The 17,547-nt window shown below is 73.7% G+C and carries 16 protein-coding genes; 6 read left to right on the top strand and 10 right to left on the bottom strand.

Translation table 11 applies throughout. From position 1 onward, the window contains the following. Window positions 1–85: 85 nt before the first annotated feature. The 5 genes from ACIGW4_RS24875 to ACIGW4_RS24855 form a co-directional block, all read right to left on the bottom strand. Window positions 86–1,129 carry a DMT family transporter gene (locus ACIGW4_RS24875; protein ID WP_398713688.1) on the bottom strand — a complete coding sequence of 348 codons (1,044 nt, stop codon included), beginning with the start codon at window positions 1,127–1,129 and terminating at the stop codon, window positions 86–88. A 146-nt stretch (window positions 1,130–1,275) separates the two neighbouring features. Continuing rightward, window positions 1,276–2,874 carry a class I adenylate-forming enzyme family protein gene (locus ACIGW4_RS24870; RefSeq protein ID WP_399582899.1) on the bottom strand — a complete coding sequence of 533 codons (1,599 nt, stop codon included), beginning with the start codon at window positions 2,872–2,874 and terminating at the stop codon, window positions 1,276–1,278. A gap of 34 nt (window positions 2,875–2,908) precedes the next feature. Beyond that, window positions 2,909–4,537 (bottom strand): arginine decarboxylase, encoded by a 1,629-nt coding sequence (locus ACIGW4_RS24865; protein ID WP_399582897.1) that lies wholly within the window; start codon window positions 4,535–4,537, stop codon window positions 2,909–2,911. Between the two features lie 253 nt (window positions 4,538–4,790). Next, complete coding sequence (locus ACIGW4_RS24860) at window positions 4,791–5,162, bottom strand: hypothetical protein (RefSeq protein WP_148086891.1); 372 nt, start codon at window positions 5,160–5,162, stop codon at window positions 4,791–4,793. A 10-nt stretch (window positions 5,163–5,172) separates the two neighbouring features. Further along, window positions 5,173–5,355 carry a DUF1272 domain-containing protein gene (locus ACIGW4_RS24855; protein ID WP_123454346.1) on the bottom strand — a complete coding sequence of 61 codons (183 nt, stop codon included), beginning with the start codon at window positions 5,353–5,355 and terminating at the stop codon, window positions 5,173–5,175. A gap of 178 nt (window positions 5,356–5,533) precedes the next feature. On the opposite strand from ACIGW4_RS24855, the gene ACIGW4_RS24850 reads away from it, so the two are divergent. Further along, window positions 5,534–6,121, top strand: a complete 588-nt coding sequence (locus ACIGW4_RS24850; RefSeq protein WP_398713693.1) for a GNAT family N-acetyltransferase — start codon at window positions 5,534–5,536, stop codon at window positions 6,119–6,121. 58 nt (window positions 6,122–6,179) lie between these two features. On the opposite strand, the gene ACIGW4_RS24845 is transcribed toward ACIGW4_RS24850, so the two are convergent. Next, window positions 6,180–7,115: an EamA family transporter gene (locus ACIGW4_RS24845; protein WP_399582896.1), complete on the bottom strand. Its 936-nt coding sequence runs from the start codon at window positions 7,113–7,115 to the stop codon at window positions 6,180–6,182. Window positions 7,116–7,258: 143 nt separating this feature from the next. Between ACIGW4_RS24845 and ACIGW4_RS24840 the strand changes: the two genes are divergently transcribed. Then, window positions 7,259–8,116: a LysR family transcriptional regulator gene (locus ACIGW4_RS24840; RefSeq protein WP_398713696.1), complete on the top strand. Its 858-nt coding sequence runs from the start codon at window positions 7,259–7,261 to the stop codon at window positions 8,114–8,116. On the opposite strand, the gene ACIGW4_RS24835 is transcribed toward ACIGW4_RS24840, so the two are convergent. Then, window positions 8,103–9,032: a DUF2199 domain-containing protein gene (locus ACIGW4_RS24835; protein WP_399582895.1), complete on the bottom strand. Its 930-nt coding sequence runs from the start codon at window positions 9,030–9,032 to the stop codon at window positions 8,103–8,105. The genes ACIGW4_RS24840 and ACIGW4_RS24835 overlap by 14 nt on opposite strands. A gap of 64 nt (window positions 9,033–9,096) precedes the next feature. Next, window positions 9,097–11,886, bottom strand: coding sequence for an FAD-binding and (Fe-S)-binding domain-containing protein (locus ACIGW4_RS24830; protein ID WP_399582893.1), 2,790 nt, complete (start codon window positions 11,884–11,886; stop codon window positions 9,097–9,099). Window positions 11,887–11,937: 51 nt separating this feature from the next. Between ACIGW4_RS24830 and serC the strand changes: the two genes are divergently transcribed. Next, on the top strand, window positions 11,938–13,056 hold the full coding sequence (gene serC / locus ACIGW4_RS24825) for a phosphoserine transaminase (RefSeq protein WP_359591240.1): 1,119 nt from the start codon (window positions 11,938–11,940) through the stop codon (window positions 13,054–13,056). On the opposite strand, the gene ACIGW4_RS24820 is transcribed toward serC, so the two are convergent. Further along, window positions 13,040–14,110 (bottom strand): helix-turn-helix domain-containing protein, encoded by a 1,071-nt coding sequence (locus tag ACIGW4_RS24820; RefSeq protein WP_399582892.1) that lies wholly within the window; start codon window positions 14,108–14,110, stop codon window positions 13,040–13,042. The genes serC and ACIGW4_RS24820 overlap by 17 nt on opposite strands. 186 nt (window positions 14,111–14,296) lie before the next feature. Between ACIGW4_RS24820 and ACIGW4_RS24815 the strand changes: the two genes are divergently transcribed. After that, window positions 14,297–14,881 (top strand): peptidase inhibitor family I36 protein, encoded by a 585-nt coding sequence (locus ACIGW4_RS24815; RefSeq protein ID WP_399582891.1) that lies wholly within the window; start codon window positions 14,297–14,299, stop codon window positions 14,879–14,881. A gap of 18 nt (window positions 14,882–14,899) precedes the next feature. Here the strand turns inward: ACIGW4_RS24815 and ACIGW4_RS24810 are convergent, their stop codons facing one another. After that, entirely contained in the window at window positions 14,900–15,886 is a 987-nt protein-coding gene (locus ACIGW4_RS24810; RefSeq protein ID WP_398713708.1) for a WD40 repeat domain-containing protein, read from the bottom strand. Between the two features lie 70 nt (window positions 15,887–15,956). On the opposite strand from ACIGW4_RS24810, the gene ACIGW4_RS24805 reads away from it, so the two are divergent. Both ACIGW4_RS24805 and ACIGW4_RS24800 read left to right on the top strand, forming a co-directional pair. Beyond that, window positions 15,957–16,805, top strand: a complete 849-nt coding sequence (locus tag ACIGW4_RS24805) for an alpha/beta fold hydrolase (RefSeq protein WP_398713710.1) — start codon at window positions 15,957–15,959, stop codon at window positions 16,803–16,805. Window positions 16,806–16,865: 60 nt separating this feature from the next. Beyond that, window positions 16,866–17,546 (top strand): GDSL-type esterase/lipase family protein, encoded by a 681-nt coding sequence (locus ACIGW4_RS24800; RefSeq protein ID WP_123457425.1) that lies wholly within the window; start codon window positions 16,866–16,868, stop codon window positions 17,544–17,546. Window position 17,547 lies beyond the last annotated feature (1 nt).

Here is a 17,547-nt window from a genome sequence, read left to right as displayed (position 1 = left end):
GCCCGCCGTGAGAAGCAGGGAAACGGCGTGGCCCCCCCACGGATGCGGGAGGCCACGCCGTACGCGTTCAGCGGGTCGGTGCCGGTCAGGACCTGCTGCCCGAGGCGACCGGCGCCGGCGTGGAAGCGGAACCCGTACCGGAAGCCGTACCGGAACCGGAACCGGAAGCCACGACCGGGGCCGGGGCGGCCGCGGCGGCCTTGGCGGCGACCCGGCGCAGGTACAGGTTGTTGAAGACCAGCGCCGCCGCCGTGAGCGTGGCGCCCACGATCTGCATGCCGGCCGGGACGACACCGGTCAGGGCGGAGATCACGAAGGCCGTGATCGGCACGACGTCCATGAAGAGGACGCCGTTGAGCGGGCCGAGGTAGCGGTTGCCGAAGTTCCAGCCGAGGACGCCGACGAAGCCGGCGATGACGCTCATGTAGGCGAGCTGGGGAAGGATCGAGCCCACGGCGCCGGCCGTCGGGACCGGGACGCCGCCGGTGGCCAGGATGACCGCCGTGATCACGGCGGCGCTGGCGAGGCCGAGGACCGTGGTGATCGCCGTGTACTTGATCGGGGACCAGGTCGGGAAGTAGCTCGCGCCCGAGGTGTAGACGACCCAGCACAGCGCGGCGAAGAGCAGCAGGGCGTCGGCGCCGGCCGTCTTCGGGTCGGCGATCAGCGAGCCGATGTCACCGTCGGAGACGACGAGGATGGTGCCGACGAAGGACATCGCGATGAAGACGAGCGAGAACTTCGGCGGAACGACCTTCTTCAGCACCCAGTTCACCAGGAAGCCCATCATGGGCATGGTCGCCATCATGATCGAGGCGTTCAGGGCGCCCCGCTCGCCGATGAGGTCCTGGCCGAAGAAGACCAGGAACTGGAAGCCCGCGAAGCCGGCCGTGCCGAACAGCCAGGCCAGGCCGATGCGTTCGCCCTTGAGGCGCAGCCCCGCCTTCCCCTCGCGGATCCGGAGGAAGACCAGGAACATCGCACCGGCGATGGTGTACCGCATCACGGTGAAGGTGAAGGGGTCGATGTGCTTCAGGGTGGAGTCCATGAGGGGGAACATCGCGCCCCAGGACACCGTGGCCAGGAGGCAGAGGAGAACGCCTCGCGTGTACGTGTTCTGACTGTTCATGAGTCTTCCTGTCGGGCCTGAGCCGGATGGGAGTTGAGGGGGGTTCAGGGGAGTGCGGGGGCCGTACGGGGGGGGGAGCGGCCGGGTCCCGGATCCGGAGGAGGGGGTACGGGCTCCGGAACCCGGCCACGTACAGGGGGGGCGGGTCAGACCCCGGCCGTCTCCGGCTCGCGGGACTCCGCGGGGCGGATGTCGAGCAGCGGCAGGACCGACTCCAGGAGCTGGGCGGCCCGGACCTTGCCGGTCGGGCTGTACGGGATGGACTCGACGGGCACCACGTACGCCGGGAGGCACGGCACCCGGCGGGCGCAGGCCGCGCTGACCGCCCGGTAGCCGCTCTCCTGGCGCTCGGGGGCGACCGGGGTGAAGGGCACGACGAGCGCCTCGCCGACCCCGGGGAGGCTGGTGCGCAGGACGGCCGTCTCGCGGACGCAGGGCAGGTCCATCAGGTCGGCTTCGAGGCCGAAGATGTTGACGTCGAGCGGCTTGCCCGCCTCGGCCTTGGCCACGCCGTCGTTGCGTCCGGTGAGTTCGAGCCGGCCCGCCTCGTCGATGAGCCCGCTGTCGCCGGTGAGCAGGAAGCGCTGCGTACGGCCGCCGTAGTCGAGGGTCATGAAGTCGGGCTCGCTCGTCGCGTAACTGTCCATCAGCTGGTAGCTGGCGATGGCGACCCGGCCCCGGCTGCCCTTGGGGAGCGGCTTGTTCTCGGGGTCGAGGACGACGACGGTGTTGCCGGGCATGGGGCGGCCGGAGCGGCAGGGAGCCACGTGCAGCTCCTCGGGACCGATCATGACGTTCACGCCGGTCTCGGTCGTGCCGTAGTAGAGGTGGAGCACCGGGCCGAGCCGGTCCCAGGCGTTGTTGATGACCCACCGGTTGAGGTGCCGGCCGCCGGAGAGGACGAAGTGCAGGCGGGAGGTCTTGTGCAGGTGCTCGGAGTTCGGGTGGGCGACGACCCGGGCCAGGACCGGCGGCACCATCAGGGTGGTGGAGACGCCCTCGTCCTGGATGATGCGGATGAGCTCCTCGGCGTCGTCGTGGGGGCCGAGGACGACGGTGCCGCCCAGGGTGAGGAAGATGCGCGCCCAGCCCGGCCCGGAGGCGTGGTAGAGCGGCACCGTGACGAGGTGGACGTCCTCTTCGTCGAAGGCGTACTGGTCGACGAGGTCGGCGAAGCGGCGGGCCTCGAAGGAGGTGCGCCGGACGACCATCTTGGGGACGCCGCTGGTGCCGGAGGTGAAGGAGAAGGCCTCGAAGGGCTGCTCCACCGGCCGCGGTTCGCCGGGGGCCGACACGAGGAGGTCGGTGAAGCTGACGGAGACGGTCCGGCCGTCGGGCAGGCCCGCGGGCTCGCTGTCGACGAATATGTCGAGGATGTCTCTGCCGCCCGGCCAGCCGCACTCCTCGACGAGGCTCCGGTGGGCCTTGGAGGTGATGACGACGGTCGGCTCCAGCTGGTCGAGCGCGGCGGCGGTCGCGACGGGCCCGGCGGTGTAGTCGAGGCCGACGCAGGGGATGCCGAGGGAGCTGACGGCGGCCATGGAGACCACCAGCTCCCAGCTGTTCTCGGCGAGGAAGACCGCGCGGGCGGGCCGGGTCTCGGGCAGCAGGTCCTGGATGGCGCAGGCCACCCGGCTGACCTTGTCGGCGAAGTTCGCCCAGGTCATGCGGGTCTCGCCGTCGACGACGGCGACGCGCTGGGGCCAGCGGGCGGCGTGCTTGCGGATGTCCGCGATCTTGATCATGGAGGTGCTCTCCTCGGGGTCCGGAAGTGGCGGATCAGCTGGTGGAGACGGCGGTCGCGGCGGCCGTGACGGTGGCCGCGGTGGTGCCGGCGGCCGAGACGGCGGCCGCGGCACCGGCGAGCTGCTGGGTGCTGAGGCGCTCGGTGCCGAGCTGCTCGGCGGCGAGGCCCTCGCCGCGGAGGTTCTCGCCGGTCAGGCTCTCGACGGTCAGGTGGTCGGCGGTGACCGGCACGGAGCCGGTGGCGGCGGCCTGGACGGCGAGCTCGCGGGCGGAGACGGTGGGGTTCCGCAGCGTGTAGATCTCGCAGCCGCTGGAGCGCAAGGTGTCGATCTGACTGAGCGTCCGCTCGCAGAGCTTCTCGCCGGGCACCGTGATGGGGATGCCGGGCGGGTAGGCGATGATGAAGTGCTCGGAGGTGCCCGTGGCCAGGGCCGCGGAGGCGCTCCGGTAGGTGCGCTGGATGGTGCGCAGGGCGTCGAGGAGCCGCAGCAGGGTCGCCTCGTCCACCCCGATGTGGATGTGGAAGAGGACGGCGTCGCCGCTCTCCCGGGCCACGTACAGCGCGTACTCGTCGAAGAGCATCCGGCGGAAGTCGGCGGCCGTGATGCCGAGGGCGCTGATGTCGACGAGGACCCGGGTGGGGTCGTCGCTGACGAGCTGCGCGGCGTCGGTGAGGTGGCCGTCGGGTCCGAGCGGGCGGTACGCGGAGAGCCTCGGGTCCGTGGCGAGCTCGACGCGCAGGGTGCGGGCGAGACCGAGGGAGCGGCCGAGGAGCGACTCGCCCTCGGTCTCGGCCTGGAGCCGGGCCAGGTCCAGGCTGGCGAGGACGGGCCAGCTGGGCGAGGTGGTGTGGTGCTGGAAGAGGGCCTGCGCGGTGCGCTCCTGGGCCTCTCCGTCGCCGATGAGGTGCAGGTACGAGCCCTGGCGGAGCGCGGACATCGACTTGTGCGCGGAGTGGGTGACGGCCACGTTCATGGCGAGGCGCGGGTCGGCGGCGCGGAGCGTCTCGACGGCGTGCAGCGCGGTGAGCGGGCGCAGCCGGGGGTGGAAGCGGTGCGCCGCGCCCCAGGCCTCGTCGACGAGGACGGAGACGGTGGGGTGGACGGCGGCGAGCTCGGCGAGGACGGTCGGCAGGTCGTACCGGACGCCGTCGTAGGAGACGGCGGAGAGGACGACGGTGTCGAAGGGCCGGCCCTCGGCCGCGGCGGCGCGGAACATCTCCAGGAGCCGGGGCAGGTCCGCGTACGTCCGGGGGCAGCCGTCGCAGCAGCGCTGCATGGGGGCGTACGCGACCTGGACGCCGAGCGAGTTGAGGGCGAAGTGCACCGACTGGTGGCAGGAGCGGTCCGCGAGGACGCGGGAGCCGGGCTGGGTCAGCGCGGTCAGGGCGACCCGGTTGGCGGTGCTCGTGCCGGCCGAGAGGAAGAAGGTGGCGTCGGCGCCGAAGCTGCGGGCCGCGAGGCGCTGGGCCTCGCGGAGCGGGCCCCGCGGCCGGAAGAAGGAGTCGAGCATCGTGCCGCTGTAGGACACGTCGGCCGCGAGCTGCGCGACGCCGAAGAGCGCCTCGTAGGTCTCCCGCATGTGGGAGTCGCGGATAGACCGGCCGTGCGAGAGCGGCAGCGCGTGGAACGTGGCGATGTCACGTCGGGCGACTGCGAGCACGGCGTCAGCGAGGGGGGTCCTGCCGTCCGGGTAGGCCCCGGGACGAGCCGGCTGTGTCGCCGGCTCCGGAGTGGAGCTGGTGGATGCGGTCATGGACCCATGAAATAAAAACCTTCGCGAAGGTATCAACTATCATCAGCGACGCTGATGGACCCCGCCGGGGACTCCCCCTCCGACCTGCGCGGGCGCCGGGACGCCCGCGGATGCGGACCCCGGCGCTCCGGCGCTTCCCCGGCCGCGCCTCCCGCATGGCCTACCGCATGAGGCTCTCGAAACCGGCCCGGTCGCAGGAGGAGACGATCCGTCCCTCGGCCACCGGATCGGCGCCCGTGACCGCGGCGACGGTGTCGTCGAGGACGCGGGCGCTGTCCTCGTCGTGGCCCTTCGAGTCGAGGACCTGGGCGGCGGAGACCACGGTCGGGGCGAGCGCCCCGGCACCTCCGTCCGCGGGGCTTCCGGGCTTCTTCGGGAAGGCGTCCACGGAGTTCCGCGCCTCCTGCCACGCACCCAGCCTGGTGCAGTAGTCCTGCCAGTACGCCCTCACCTCGTCGGCGTCGGACGACGAACAGCCGCCCAGCAGGACCGCGGCGACCACCGCGGTCAGCGCCCGACTCCCCCTCCGCACGTCCCGGCCCCTATCCGCGGACGCGCCGCGGGCGCGCCACCAGCTCGCCGCCGCAGTTGGGGCAGACGTCGTTCATGGCGTCGGCGCACGGGACGCAGAAGCTGCACTCGAACGAACAGATCCGGGCGGGCCCGTCCGGCGCCAGGGCCTCGGTCTCACAACGCTCGCACCGTTCACGCATCTCCAGGGCCATGTCCGGCTCCCCCTCCTCGTCCGACCGACGACGTACGACTGACAGTCCCCCCATGATCGGCGCCGCCCCCGGCCCCCTCAACAGCCGGGTGGCCAAAGATCGACGGGATCGGGTCACCCGGGGCGGATTCCGGTGGCTCGGCGGCTGACCTGGCCGGAGGCCGTGGCAGGATGCCGCGATGATCTCCGAATCACCCGTACCGGCAGTCGTCCCCACAGGCCGGATGGCCGGAATGGAGCAGCCCGTGCTCGGGCTGCCGGGCGGCCTGGAGCTGCGCCCCTGGCGGCTCTCGGACGCCGACGTCCTGGTGACCGCCGGCCGGGACCCCGCGATCCACCGGTGGAACCGGCTGCCGGAGGAGACGCCGGAGGGGGCGCGCCGGCGGATCGAGCGCATGCACGAGCGGTGGCGCGCCGAGAGGAGCGCGATCTGGGCCGTCGCCCGGCCGGGCCGGGAGGCGATGGGGCTGATCGGATGGGGCGACATCGACCTCGCCGGCGGCAGTGCCGAGATCGTCTACTGGCTCCTCCCCGCCGCGCGGGGCGGCGGCGTGGCGGTCGAGGCCACGAAACGCCTCGGCGAGTGGGCCCTGAACGACCTCGGCCTGCATCGCCTGCGCCTGTGCCACTCTGTGGCCAACCCGGCGTCCTGCCGTGTGGCCGACAAGGCCGGGTACTCCTTCGAAGGCACCATGCGCAGCGCGCTGCTGCACGCCGACGGATGGCACGACCAGCACCTGCACGCCCTCGTCCAGGGCGACGCCTGATCCCTCGGAGGCCGGTCAGGACCGGGGCGACCAGGATCCGGGGGCCGGACCGGGACGGTCAGGACCGTCCCCCGTCGCGGCGGCGCGCCTGGGTGCGGACCGCGCCCATGCTCGCCGCGATGACGAGGGCGATCGCGAGGGCGTCGGTGCCGGACAGGGCCTGGTCGAGGACGAGGAAGCCGGCCGTCGCGGCGATGGCCGGTTCCAGGCTCATCAGGATCGCGAAGGTGGGCGCGGGCAGCCGGCGCAGCGCGAGGAGTTCCAGGGTGTACGGGAGGACCGAGGACATCAGCGCGACGGCGAGGCCCAGGCCGATCGTCGACGGCACGAGGAGCCTGTCGCCCGCCTCCGCGATGCCGAGCGGCAGGCTGAGGACGGCGCCGAAGGCCATGGCGAGCGCGAGCCCGTCGGCCTGCGGGAAGCGGCGGCCCGTGCGCGCGCTGAAGACGATGTACGCGGCCCACATGGCGCCCGCCGCGAGCGCGAAGGCCGCGCCGAGCGGGTCGAGGCGGTCGAAGCCGCCGCCTCCGAGGAGGACGACGCCGCCGAGGGCGAGCCCCGCCCACAGGAGGTTCATCAGCCGGCGGGAGGCGACCACGGAGAGGATCAGCGGGCCGAGGACCTCCAGGGTCACGGCGGCGCCCAGCGGGATCCGGTCGGCGGCCTGGTAGAAGAGGATGTTCATACCGGCCATGGCGGTGCCGAAGGCGACGACCGTCCCCCAGTCGGCGCGGCCGTAGCCGCGGATCCCGGGCCGGCAGACGGCCAGCAGGACGGCGGCGGCGAGCACGAGCCGCAGGGTGACGACTCCGAGGGCGCCCGCGCGGGGCATGAGCAGGACGGCGACGGCGGAGCCGAACTGCACGGACAGCCCGCCGGCGACGACGAGCGCGACGGGTCCGAACCGGCGCCCGGCCGCGGAGCGGACCGCTGGCGCGGGTGCCGCGGCCGGGGCCACCTCCTTGGCGGGACTGTCCACCGAAGACTCCTCCATCCACACATCGGTCCACTTTAATGAACTACGAGTCCAGCGTAGTGGACCGTCCGTCCGGCCCGCAGCCGGAATGCCCTTCCCACGCTAAGAGCCCGTGCGCCGCACCGGAAATGCCGATTGCGCTGCGGTTATGCTCCGGACGCATGAGCATCGAGCTGCGCCACCTCCGCTGCTTCCTCGCCATCGCCGAAGAGTCCAGCCTGACCAGGGCGGCCGCCCGGCTCCACCTCACCCAGCCCGCCGTCTCCCGCACGCTCGCCGCCCTGGAGCAGCACCTCGGCGCCCGGCTCGTCGACCGCTCCACCCACCACCTCGCGCTCACCGCCGAAGGCCGCGCGTTCCAGGACCGGGCGGCCGCCGCCCTCGCCGCCTTCGAAGCCGCCGTCGACCCCGCGCGACTGCGCCACCGCCCGCTCCGCCTCGGGCACGCCTGGTCGGCCTTCGGCCCGTACACCACGCCCCTGCTCCGGCGCTGGCAGCGCGCCCACCCGGAGACCCCGCTCGAACTCCTCCGCATCGACGACCGCACCGCCGGTCTCGCCCGCGGCGAGGTCGACGCGGCGCTGCTGCGCGGGGCCGTGGAGGCGCCCGGTCTGGTCACGGCGGAGCTCACGACCGAGGAGCGGGTGGCCGCGCTGCCCGCCGACAGCCCGCTCGTGGACCGCCCCGCCCTCGCGCTCACCGACCTGACGGGCGAGACGATCGTCCTCAACACCGTCTCGGGAGCGACCACCCTCGCGCTCTGGCCCCCCGCCGCCCGCCCGACGGCCACCCTCACCGTCGCCAACACCGACGACTGGCTCACGGCGATCGCCGCCGGCCGGGGCATCGGCGTCTCCTCCGCCTCCACCGTGGCCCTCCACCCCCACCCGGGCGTCACCTACCGCCCGCTCCCCGACGCGCCCCCGCTGCCGGTGCTCCTCGCCTGGCGGGACGCCTTTCCGCACCCGGCGACGGAGGCGCTGGTGACGATGGCCCGGGAGATCGTCAGCGGGAGGTGACCACGGCCTCCCGCCGCAGGGAGCGCCAGACGTGCAGGGCCCAGGCGTGCTGCCCGGGGTCCTCGTACGAGCAGAACAGCCCGGCCGCCGAACCGTCCGGCTCCACCGCGTACGCCGTGAGCTCGTGGCGCGTCCGCCCCGTGTCCCGGGGCGCGAACCAGAAGGCGTACCGCACGCCGCCGTCCGGCAGGCGCTCGGTGTGGTGCTGTCCCTCCGGCGCCTCGGGGGCGCGTTCGAGGAGCGCGGCGAGGAAGTCCTCGGCGGTACGGCCCGGCTCGGTGTCCTGGAAGAGCCCCACGGCGACACTGCGGTCCGCCGCCGCGAACTGGTCGGCGCCGTTCTCGAACCGGGCGGAGAACCCCGCCGTGCGTTCCACCGACCACCCCTCGTCGAGGTCGGTCCGCACGGCGACGGGCAGGGGGTGCGGGAAGCGGGCGAGCACGTGGTCCCGGTCCCAGGTCTCGCCGAGCAGCCGTACGGCCGCCGGGTCGTTCCCCTCCACGAGGTACGGCAGCTCCCCGGGGTCGGAGATCCGCCCGGTGAACTCCGCCCCGAGCACCTCCTCGCCCCACGGGCGTACGGCGTTCGCGAGCCGGCCGCGCACGACGAGCTCCGGGTAGGCGGCCTCGTCCTCCCAGACGGCGGCGGTGTGCAGGAAGGTCTCCTCGTCGACCTCCACCCACGTCCCGAGCACCAGCTCGGTCTCCCCCGTCAGCCGCACCGGCAGCAGACACCGCACGAAGGACCCGGCCCCGTCGAGGGCGAGCAGCGCGCTCGGCCCGGGCGACCGCCGCGCCTCCTCGGGCAGCTCGAAGGCGACGTCGGGCAGGCCGAAGCGGAGGTCGATGCGCCGCTCGTCGGCGAGGGGCTCACCGCAGCAGGAACAGGAGGCGGGGGCGGCGGGGGAGGTGCTCATCCCCGCACTCTAAACAGGTCGGATTCGACGCGAGTGCGGCAGTGGCCCCCGCGTCGTGGCCCTTCTACTCCTCGTCCAGCCCCTCCGCCAGCACCTCCGCCAGGTGCCGCCCGCGCACGTCCGCCAGGTCGCCGATCTGCGTCCTGCACGAGAAGCCGTCCGCCAGGACCGTCGCGCCTCCGGCGGCGCGCAGGGCGGGCAGCAACTGGTCCTCCGCGCACGCGACCGACACCTCGTAGTGGCCCGGTTCGAAGCCGAAGTTGCCCGCCAGGCCGCAGCAGCCGCCCGCGAGGTCGCCCGTCAGGCCCGCCCGTTCCCGGAGGCGGCGGTCCGCCGCGTCGCCCAGGACGGCGTGCTGGTGGCAGTGGGTCTGGCCGGTGACCGGCCGGTCGAGGCGGGGCGGGGCCCAGTCGGGGGCCAGCTCCTCCAGTGCCTCCGCGAAGGTGCGGACCGCCCCCGCGAGCCGCGCCGCGCGGGGATCGTCCGGGAGCAGCTCCGGCAGGTCGGTGCGGAGGGTCGCCGCGCAGGAGGGTTCGAGGACGACGACGGGACGGACACGCCCCCCGGCACCCTCCTCCCCGGCGCCACCGATCCCCGCCCCCATCGCGTCGAGCGTCCGGCGCATCACCCTCCGTGCCGCCCCGAGCTGCCCCGTGGACACGTACGTGAGCCCGCAGCAGACCCGGCCCGGGGGCAGCTCCACCCCGAGGCCCGCGTCCTCCAGGACGCGGACGGCGGCCTCGCCGACCTGGGGCGCCAGGTGGTTCGTGAAGGTGTCCGGCCAGAGGGTGAGGGCCGGCGGGCGGGTCGAGGCGCGCTGGGCGAACCAGTACGCGAAGGACCGTTCCGCCACCCTCGGCATCGTCCGCTCCGGCGTCACCCCCGCGAGCCGCGCCGCGAACGGCAGCGCCATCGCCGCGTTCAGCCCCCGCCCGAAGTGCGCCAGCCACCCCGGCAGTCGGCCCATCGTCCAGTGCGAGCGCGGCCGGCGCAGCAGGCCACCGGGGCCCGCGTAGTGCCGGTCGAGGAACTCCGCCTTGTACGCGGCCATGTCGACGCCCACCGGGCAGTCGCTGCGGCAGCCCTTGCAGGACAGGCACAGGTCGAGGGCCTCCTTCACCTCCTCCGAGCGCCAGCCGTCGGTGATCACCTCGCCGAGCGCCATCTCGTGCAGGAGCCGCGCCCGGCCCCGGGTGGAGTGCTTCTCCTCCCCCGTCGCCCGGTACGAGGGGCACATCACGCCCGGCCCCGTGCTCGGCCCGTCCACCCGGCACCTGGCCACCCCGACGCACCGGGCGGCGGCCCTGCCGACCCCCACCAGCGGCAGCCCCTCGAAGCGCAGCCCCTCGTCGAGCCGCTTCGGCCGCACCAGCATCCCCGGGTTGAGGCCCCCGTCCGGGTCCCACACGTCCTTGACCGCGCCGAAGAGGCCGACCAGTTCCTCGCCGTACATCCTCGGCAGCAGTTCGGCCCGCGCCTGCCCGTCGCCGTGCTCGCCGGAGAGCGAGCCGCCGTGGGCGACCACGAGGTCGGCGACCGCCTCCGAGAACCGGCGGAAGTCCCGTACGCCCCTGCCCGTCCACAGGTCGAAGTCGATCCGCACGTGCACGCACCCGTCCCCGAAGTGCCCGTACGGGACTCCCCGGAGCCCGAAGTCCGCCAGCAGGGCGCGGAATTCACGGAGGTACGCGCCGAGCCTCGCCGGTGGCACCGCGCAGTCCTCCCAGCCCGGCCAGGCATCCCCGCCCCCCGGCGTCCGGGTCGCCGTCCCCGCCGCGTCCTCCCGGATCCGCCACAGCGCCCGCTGCCCGGCCGCCTCCCGCACCACGGCCGCGTCGACGGCGTCCGCGGCCCGAACCAGATCGCGGGCCGCCGCCTCCCCGTCGACCTCGCAGAACAGCCACGCCCCGCCCTTCGGCAGCCCGGAGGCGCCCCGCACGAGATCGGCCGCCATGCCCTCCACCGTCAGGGGCCCGTAGGGGAGCAGCCCGGCGGCCGCGTCCGCCGCCGCGCTCTCGTCCGCGTACCCGAGGACGACGAGGACGGGCTCGGCGGGCAGCGGGACGAGGGCCACCGTCGCCTCCGTCACCACGCCGAGCGTGCCCTCGCTGCCGCAGAAGGAGCGGGCCACGTCCACGCCCCGCTCGGGGAGCAGCGCGTCGAGGGCGTAGCCGGAGATCCGGCGGGGCAGTCCGGCCGGGTAGCCGGTCCGGAGGAGGGCGAGACGGCGGTCGACGAGTTCCAGGAGTCCGGCGGGCGCACCCCGCCCACCCGCCCCCAACGTCAACCTCTCTCCCCGGTACGTCACCACTTCGAGCGAGCGCACGTTGTCCGCCGTGGTCCCCCAGGCGACCGAGTGCGCCCCGCAGGCGTTGTTGCCGATCATGCCGCCGAGGGTGCAGCGGCTGTGCGTGGACGGGTCGGGGCCGAAGGTCAGCCCGTACGGGCGGGCCGCGGCCCGCAGCCGGTCGAGGACGAGCCCCGGCCGGACGACGGCCGTCCGCTCCTCGGGGTCCAGCGAGACGATCCCGCCCATGTGCCGTGTGAGGTCGAGCACGACGCCGGTGCCGGTCGCCTGCCCCCCGATCGAGGTCCCGGCACCCCGGACGACGACCGGCACGGTGCCGTGCGCCCGGCACACCTCCAGGGCGGCCGCGACGTCGGCGGCGTCGCGCGGCGCGACCGTACCGGCAGGAACGCGGCGGTAGTTGGAGGCGTCCATCGTCGCCAGAGCCCTGGCGGTGACGGAGAAGTCGACCTCGCCGGCGACGGCGGCACGCAGGTCGGCGGCGAGTCCGGACGGGTCTTCCTCGTGTCTTCCCACAACGCCAGGATGTCTCACTCCTCGTCTCATCGGGCGGACATCCGACGACCGGCGCCTCCGCGACCCGATACCCTCCGCCTCGTGGCTGAGATCCAGATTCCCGCTGACATCAAGCCCGCCGACGGCCGTTTCGGCGCGGGCCCCTCCAAGGTGCGTACGGAGGCGCTGGACGCCCTGGCCGCCACCGGCACCTCCCTCCTCGGCACGTCCCACCGCCAGGCTCCGGTCAAGAACCTGGTCGGCGAGGTACGTGCCGGCATCTCCGACCTCTTCTCGCTGCCCGAGGGCTACGAGGTGATCCTGGGCAACGGCGGCTCCACCGCCTTCTGGGACGTCGCGACCCACGGTCTCATCGAGAACAAGTCGCAGCACCTCACCTTCGGCGAGTTCTCCTCCAAGTTCGCGAAGGCCGCCAAGCTGGCTCCCTGGCTTGCCGAGCCGACCGTGATCTCCTCCGACCCGGGCACCCACCCGGAGCCGGTGGCCGAGGCGGGCGTCGACGTCTACGCGTACACCCACAACGAGACCTCCACCGGTGTCGCCGCCCCGATCAAGCGGGTCGCGGGCGCCGACGAGGGCGCGCTCGTCCTGGTCGACGCGACCTCGGGCGCGGGCGGCCTCCCGGTCGACATCACCGAGACGGACGTCTACTACTTCGCCCCGCAGAAGTCCTTCGCCGCCGAGGGCGGCCTGTGGCTCGCGGCCTTCTCCCCGGCCGCCCTGGAGCGGGCGCAGAAGGTCCACGCGTCCGGCCGCCACGTCCCGGAGTTCTTCTCCCTGCCGACGGCGATCGACAACTCGCTGAAGAACCAGACGTACAACACCCCGGCTCTCTCGACCCTCTTCCTGCTCAACGAGCAGCTGAAGTGGATCAACGGCCAGGGCGGTCTGGACTGGGCCGTGGCCCGGACGAAGGAGTCCTCGGACGCCCTGTACACCTGGGCCGAGGAGTCGAAGCACGCGACCCCGTTCGTCACCGACCCGGCGAAGCGCTCGCAGGTCATCGGCACGATCGACTTCGCGGACGAGATCGACGCGGCGGCGGTCGCGAAGGTGCTGCGCGCCAACGGCATCGTGGACACCGAGCCGTACCGCAAGCTGGGCCGCAACCAGCTGCGGATCGCGATGTTCCCGGCGGTCGACCCGGCGGACGTGCGGGCCCTGACGGCCTGCATCGACTACGTCATCGAGAAGCTCTGACCTTCTCGCCGTACGAGGGCCCGGCAGCGGACACCGTCCGCGCCGGGCCCTTCGGCGTTCCCGCCGGATCCCGGCTCTCCCGCCGGTAGTCGCTCGGCGCCATGCCGTACGCGCGGCGGAAGGCCCGGCTGAAGTCCGCCTGGTGCCGGAAGCCCCACCGGCCCGCGATCTCGCCGATCCCGCCGTGGCCGAGGCGCGGGTCGGCGAGGTCCGCGCGGCTCCGTTCGAGGCGGAGCCGACGGATCATGGCGCCGACCGTCTCCGGCTCCTCGCGGAAGAGCAGGTGGAGCAGGCGTACGGAGATGTGGTGGTGGGCCGCGATCACCGCCGGGCCCAGCTCGGGATCGGACAGGTTGTGGTCGACGAAGGCCCGGATCCGGGCGCGCAGGACCTGCTGCCGGGTCTCGGCGGGCAGCGGGGCGGGGCTGTCGCTCGCGGCGGACAGGAGGGTGGCGGACAGGTCGAGCGCGATGCCGCCCAGACGCCGCAGTTCGGCGGGCCCGCACCGGTCGGCCTGGGCACCGAGGCCGTTCAGGTACGAGGCGAGCAGTGCCCCGGCCCCGGCCCGCGAGGGCAACGCGGTGCCGAGCAGCCGCTCCACCCGGTCCGGCGACAGCGGCAGGGCGGCCCGGGACAGCCGCAGCAGAGTGACCCGCGAGAGCCGCCCTTCGTCGTGGAACTGGGAGATCAGGGGGGTCGAGGTGCCGAAGAGCGCCATGTCTCCCGCGCCGAGGAGGGAGTTGTTGCGGCGCTGCTCGATGCCGATGGGGCTGCCGTGGACGAGGAAGAGGAAGTAGTGCTCCGGGTCCGCGCGCCGGATGTGGGCGGCGGCGCGCCGGGCGGACATCGGGGAGAAGGCGAGGACGGAGAGGTCGGTGTCGCCCAGCTCGATCGCCGTGGCGGACCCCCGGAAACGGTCGGCGTGCGGGCTGGTGATCGTCACCGGCATGATCGCGTCGCCGACCATCTGCGCCCACCACTCGAAGCCGTCACGGGCGCTGACGTTCGTGGTGGAGACCGATGTTCTCACCCTCACCCCCAGTGACGTGTCCACGTCCATCGTGGGCACCGGGCGGGCCTCACGACAGCGGAATGTCGGTCAACTCGCTTGAAAAGCGCGGTCTTTTGCGCCCACTGCGACGCGAATCTGCGCCCATCGCCAACGACGCGGACGGACCGCGCACCGCACAGTGGTGCCCCGCCCCGGCACCGCGTCGGGGCGCGACGGAGGGATGACCCAGTGGCAGAGCAGAGTTCCTCACGGACACGCGGGTGGGCGAAGGTCTTCACCGCCCTGCTGATGGCGGTCCTGGCCCTCGTGGCCGCGCCGAGCGCGGCCGGAGCGGCCACGGGCGGCGGCGAGTTCGCGGCGCAGGCCAGGGCCGCCGGACTGACCGGGGCCCAGGCGAAGAGCCTCCAGGAGCGGGTCGACGGCTACCTCGCGAAGGTGCACGGCACCCAGATCGGCGCGAACAAGATCGCCGTACCGGGCGGCGAACTGCTGCTCGCGCTGCCCGGGGAGGAGCACGCCAGGGACCTCGGCTCGAAGGACGCCGGCGTCGGCGTGCTGGCCGGCTGCCCTTACACGTACGTGTGCGCCTACAGCGGCGAGAACTTCGGGGGCGACGAGCTGCGGCTCTTCACCTGCAACTACCCGGTCCGCATCTACTGGAACACGACCGGATCGTGGATCAACAACCAGCGCTCGACCCTGTACGCCAGGTTCTACGACCGGGACGGGATCGTCCGCTGGACCTCGCCCGGCGGCTACAGCGAGGACCGTCACGCCGACTGGCGCTGGGTGTGGTGGCTGAGCCCCTGCTGATCCGCCGTCCCCGGCGGCTCAGCCCCGGCGCAGCAGGCGTTTGGCGCCGACCACGAGGACGGTGGCGCCGGCGAGGACGAGGAAGCCGACGGTGACGTTGCCCTTCTCGCCCTCGGCGGCGGGGGCCGACGGGGACTCGGGCGCACCGCCCGGCGCCTCCGTCGGCTTCTCCGCGGGGCGCCCGGAATCCCGCTCGACCCGCACCACCCGGCTGTTCCTCCCCTCCGAGCCGAACATGAGGGCCGAGCCGTCCGGGGTGTACGTCACGGACTCGGCCTGGCCCTGGAAGGGGGCGCCCACGGGGGTGCCCCCGTCGCCGAGGCGGCCGTCCTTCCAGGCGTACTCCTCGGCCGTGAAGTAGCCGCGCAGGACGAGCCGGTCGCCGTCCGGGGAGAAGGCGCCGTCGGTCACCCAGGGCACCTCGTCGACGCGCCGGAAGACGTTCGTGCCGGACGGGGAGAGCCGCTCGGGGCCCGCGTACAGGCCGCCGCCCTTCTCGTTCTTGCTGGCGATGTACACCCGGCCGGTCTTCGGATGGACCATCAGGGCCTCGGCGTTGCGGGCCCCGTCGGCGTACTTCACGACGTACTGCTTCGCCCGGACGGTCTGGTCCTTCAGGGTCTTCGGCTCGGGGAAGCGGTAGATCCAGACGTGGTCCCAGGAGCCGTCGAGGTTGTCGCCGATGTCGCCGACGTAGATGTCGCCGTCCGGGCCGACGGCGATCGCCTCCATGTCGCGGGGGGTGCCGACGCCGGCCATGGTGAGGGTGGCGACGGTCTTTCCCGTACGGGAGTCGACGCCGTAGATCAGGGGCGCGTCCTGGTCGTTGTGCGTCCAGTAGATCCCGGGGTGGGCCCGGCTCGCGGCGAGGCCGCTGGACTCGGTGATCCGGGCGTCCTCGATCGTGAAGTCCCGGTCGGGGTCCTGCCCTTGGGCACGGGCATGGCCGGCCGGGAGCAGCGCGAGGGCGGCGGCCGCGCCGAGGGCGCACAGAGCAGATCGCATGGATCAAGCGTGCCACGACGGCACGGAAACCCGATTGACCCGTACCGGGGCCCCTGTCAGGGTCGCGCCCATGCCTACCTTCCCCGCCTCCGACGGCACCCTGCTCGCGTACCACGCGTCCGGTTCCGGCGCCCCGCTGATCTGTCTGCCCGGCGGCCCCATGCAGGACTCCGCCTATCTGGGCGACCTCGGCGGGCTCGACGCCCGTCGCACCCTGATCCGGCTCGACCCGCGGGGCACCGGCGCCTCGGCGGTGCCGGAGGACCCGGCCTCGTACCGATGCGACCGGCAGGTCGGGGACGTCGAGGCGCTGCGCGCGCACCTCGGGCTCGACACGGTCGACCTCCTCGGGCACTCGGCGGGCGCGAACCTGGCCGCGCTGTACACGGCACGGCATCCGGAGCGGGTGGCCCGGCTCGTCCTCCTCGCGCCGGGCACGGCGGCGGTCGGGCTCGACACGAGCGGGGAGGAGCGGCTCGCGGCGGCGCGGCGGCCGTGGCGCGAGGGGGAGCCGTGGTTCGCGGAGGCGTACGCGGCCCTGGGGGAGCTGGCGGCGGGCCGGGGTTCGGCGGAGACCTTCCGGGCGGTGGCGCCGTTCTTCCACGGAACCTGGGACGAGGCGGCGCGGGAGCGGCACGCCGAGAGCGACCGGCGGCGGAACGGAGAGGCCGCGGGGATCTACACGAGCGAGGGCGCCTTCGAACCGGAGGCCACGCGCGCGGTGTTCGCGGAGTTCGACCGTCCGGTGCTCGTCGTGGCCGGGGAGGGCGACGCGAACACGCCGGTGCCGACGGCCACGGCGTACGCGGAGCTGTTCCCGAAGGCGGAGCTCGCGGTCCTGGCGGGGGCGGGACACTACCCGTGGCACGACGACGCGGAGTGGGTCGCGGCGACGGTCGACGGCTTCCTGAAGCGCTGAAGGACGCCCGTGTCCCGGATCACGTCGCAGGTCCGGGGCGCGGTCCGCGATGATGTGACCATGCGTTTTCTGTTCGTCGGCGACAGCATGACCATCGGACGCGCCGGCGACTGGACCTGGCGGTACCGCATGTGGGAGCACCTGGAGGCGACGCTCCCCGGCGGGTACGAGATCGTCGGGCCGCGCTCCGGCCTGTACGACCCCGCCGCCGACGCCCCGTCGTCGGAGGCGTACCCCGATCCCGCGTTCCCCGCCGGCGCCCGGCGGCACCTGGCGGGCTGGGGCGAGGGCTGGCTGCACATGGCGCCCGTGATCGGCGAGACGGTGGCGGCCACGGGGGCGGACGTGCTGCTGATCTCCCTGGGCCTGATCGACCTGGGCTTCTACACGAACAGCGACCAGACGGAGGAGAACGTCCGGGCGTTCGTGGCGGCGGCCCGTGCGGCGAACCCGCGCGTCCGGGCCGTCCTCCTGCCGGTCATCCCCAACGTCCGCGCCGGGTACGACGCGCCGTTCGCCGCCGAGTGCGCCCGCTTCAACGAGCTCCTCGCGAAGGCGGTGGCCGACCTGGACACGGCGGCCTCGCCCCTCCTCCTCGCGACGGTCCCGGAGTCGTACGACCTCGGGGCCGACACCTACGACGGCACCCATCCCGGCCCCAGCGGCGAGCGCAAGCTGGCGGCCGCCTTCGCCGACGCGATGCACCAGGCGTGGGGCCTGGGCGGCCCGTACGCGCCCTGAC

This window comes from Streptomyces sp. NPDC053513, from assembly GCF_044544765.1.
GTDB classification, from domain to species: Bacteria; Actinomycetota; Actinomycetes; order Streptomycetales; family Streptomycetaceae; genus Streptomyces; species Streptomyces litmocidini.
Note: the sequence above shows the minus strand (reverse complement) of the source record. Positions and strands in the feature narration are given on the sequence as shown.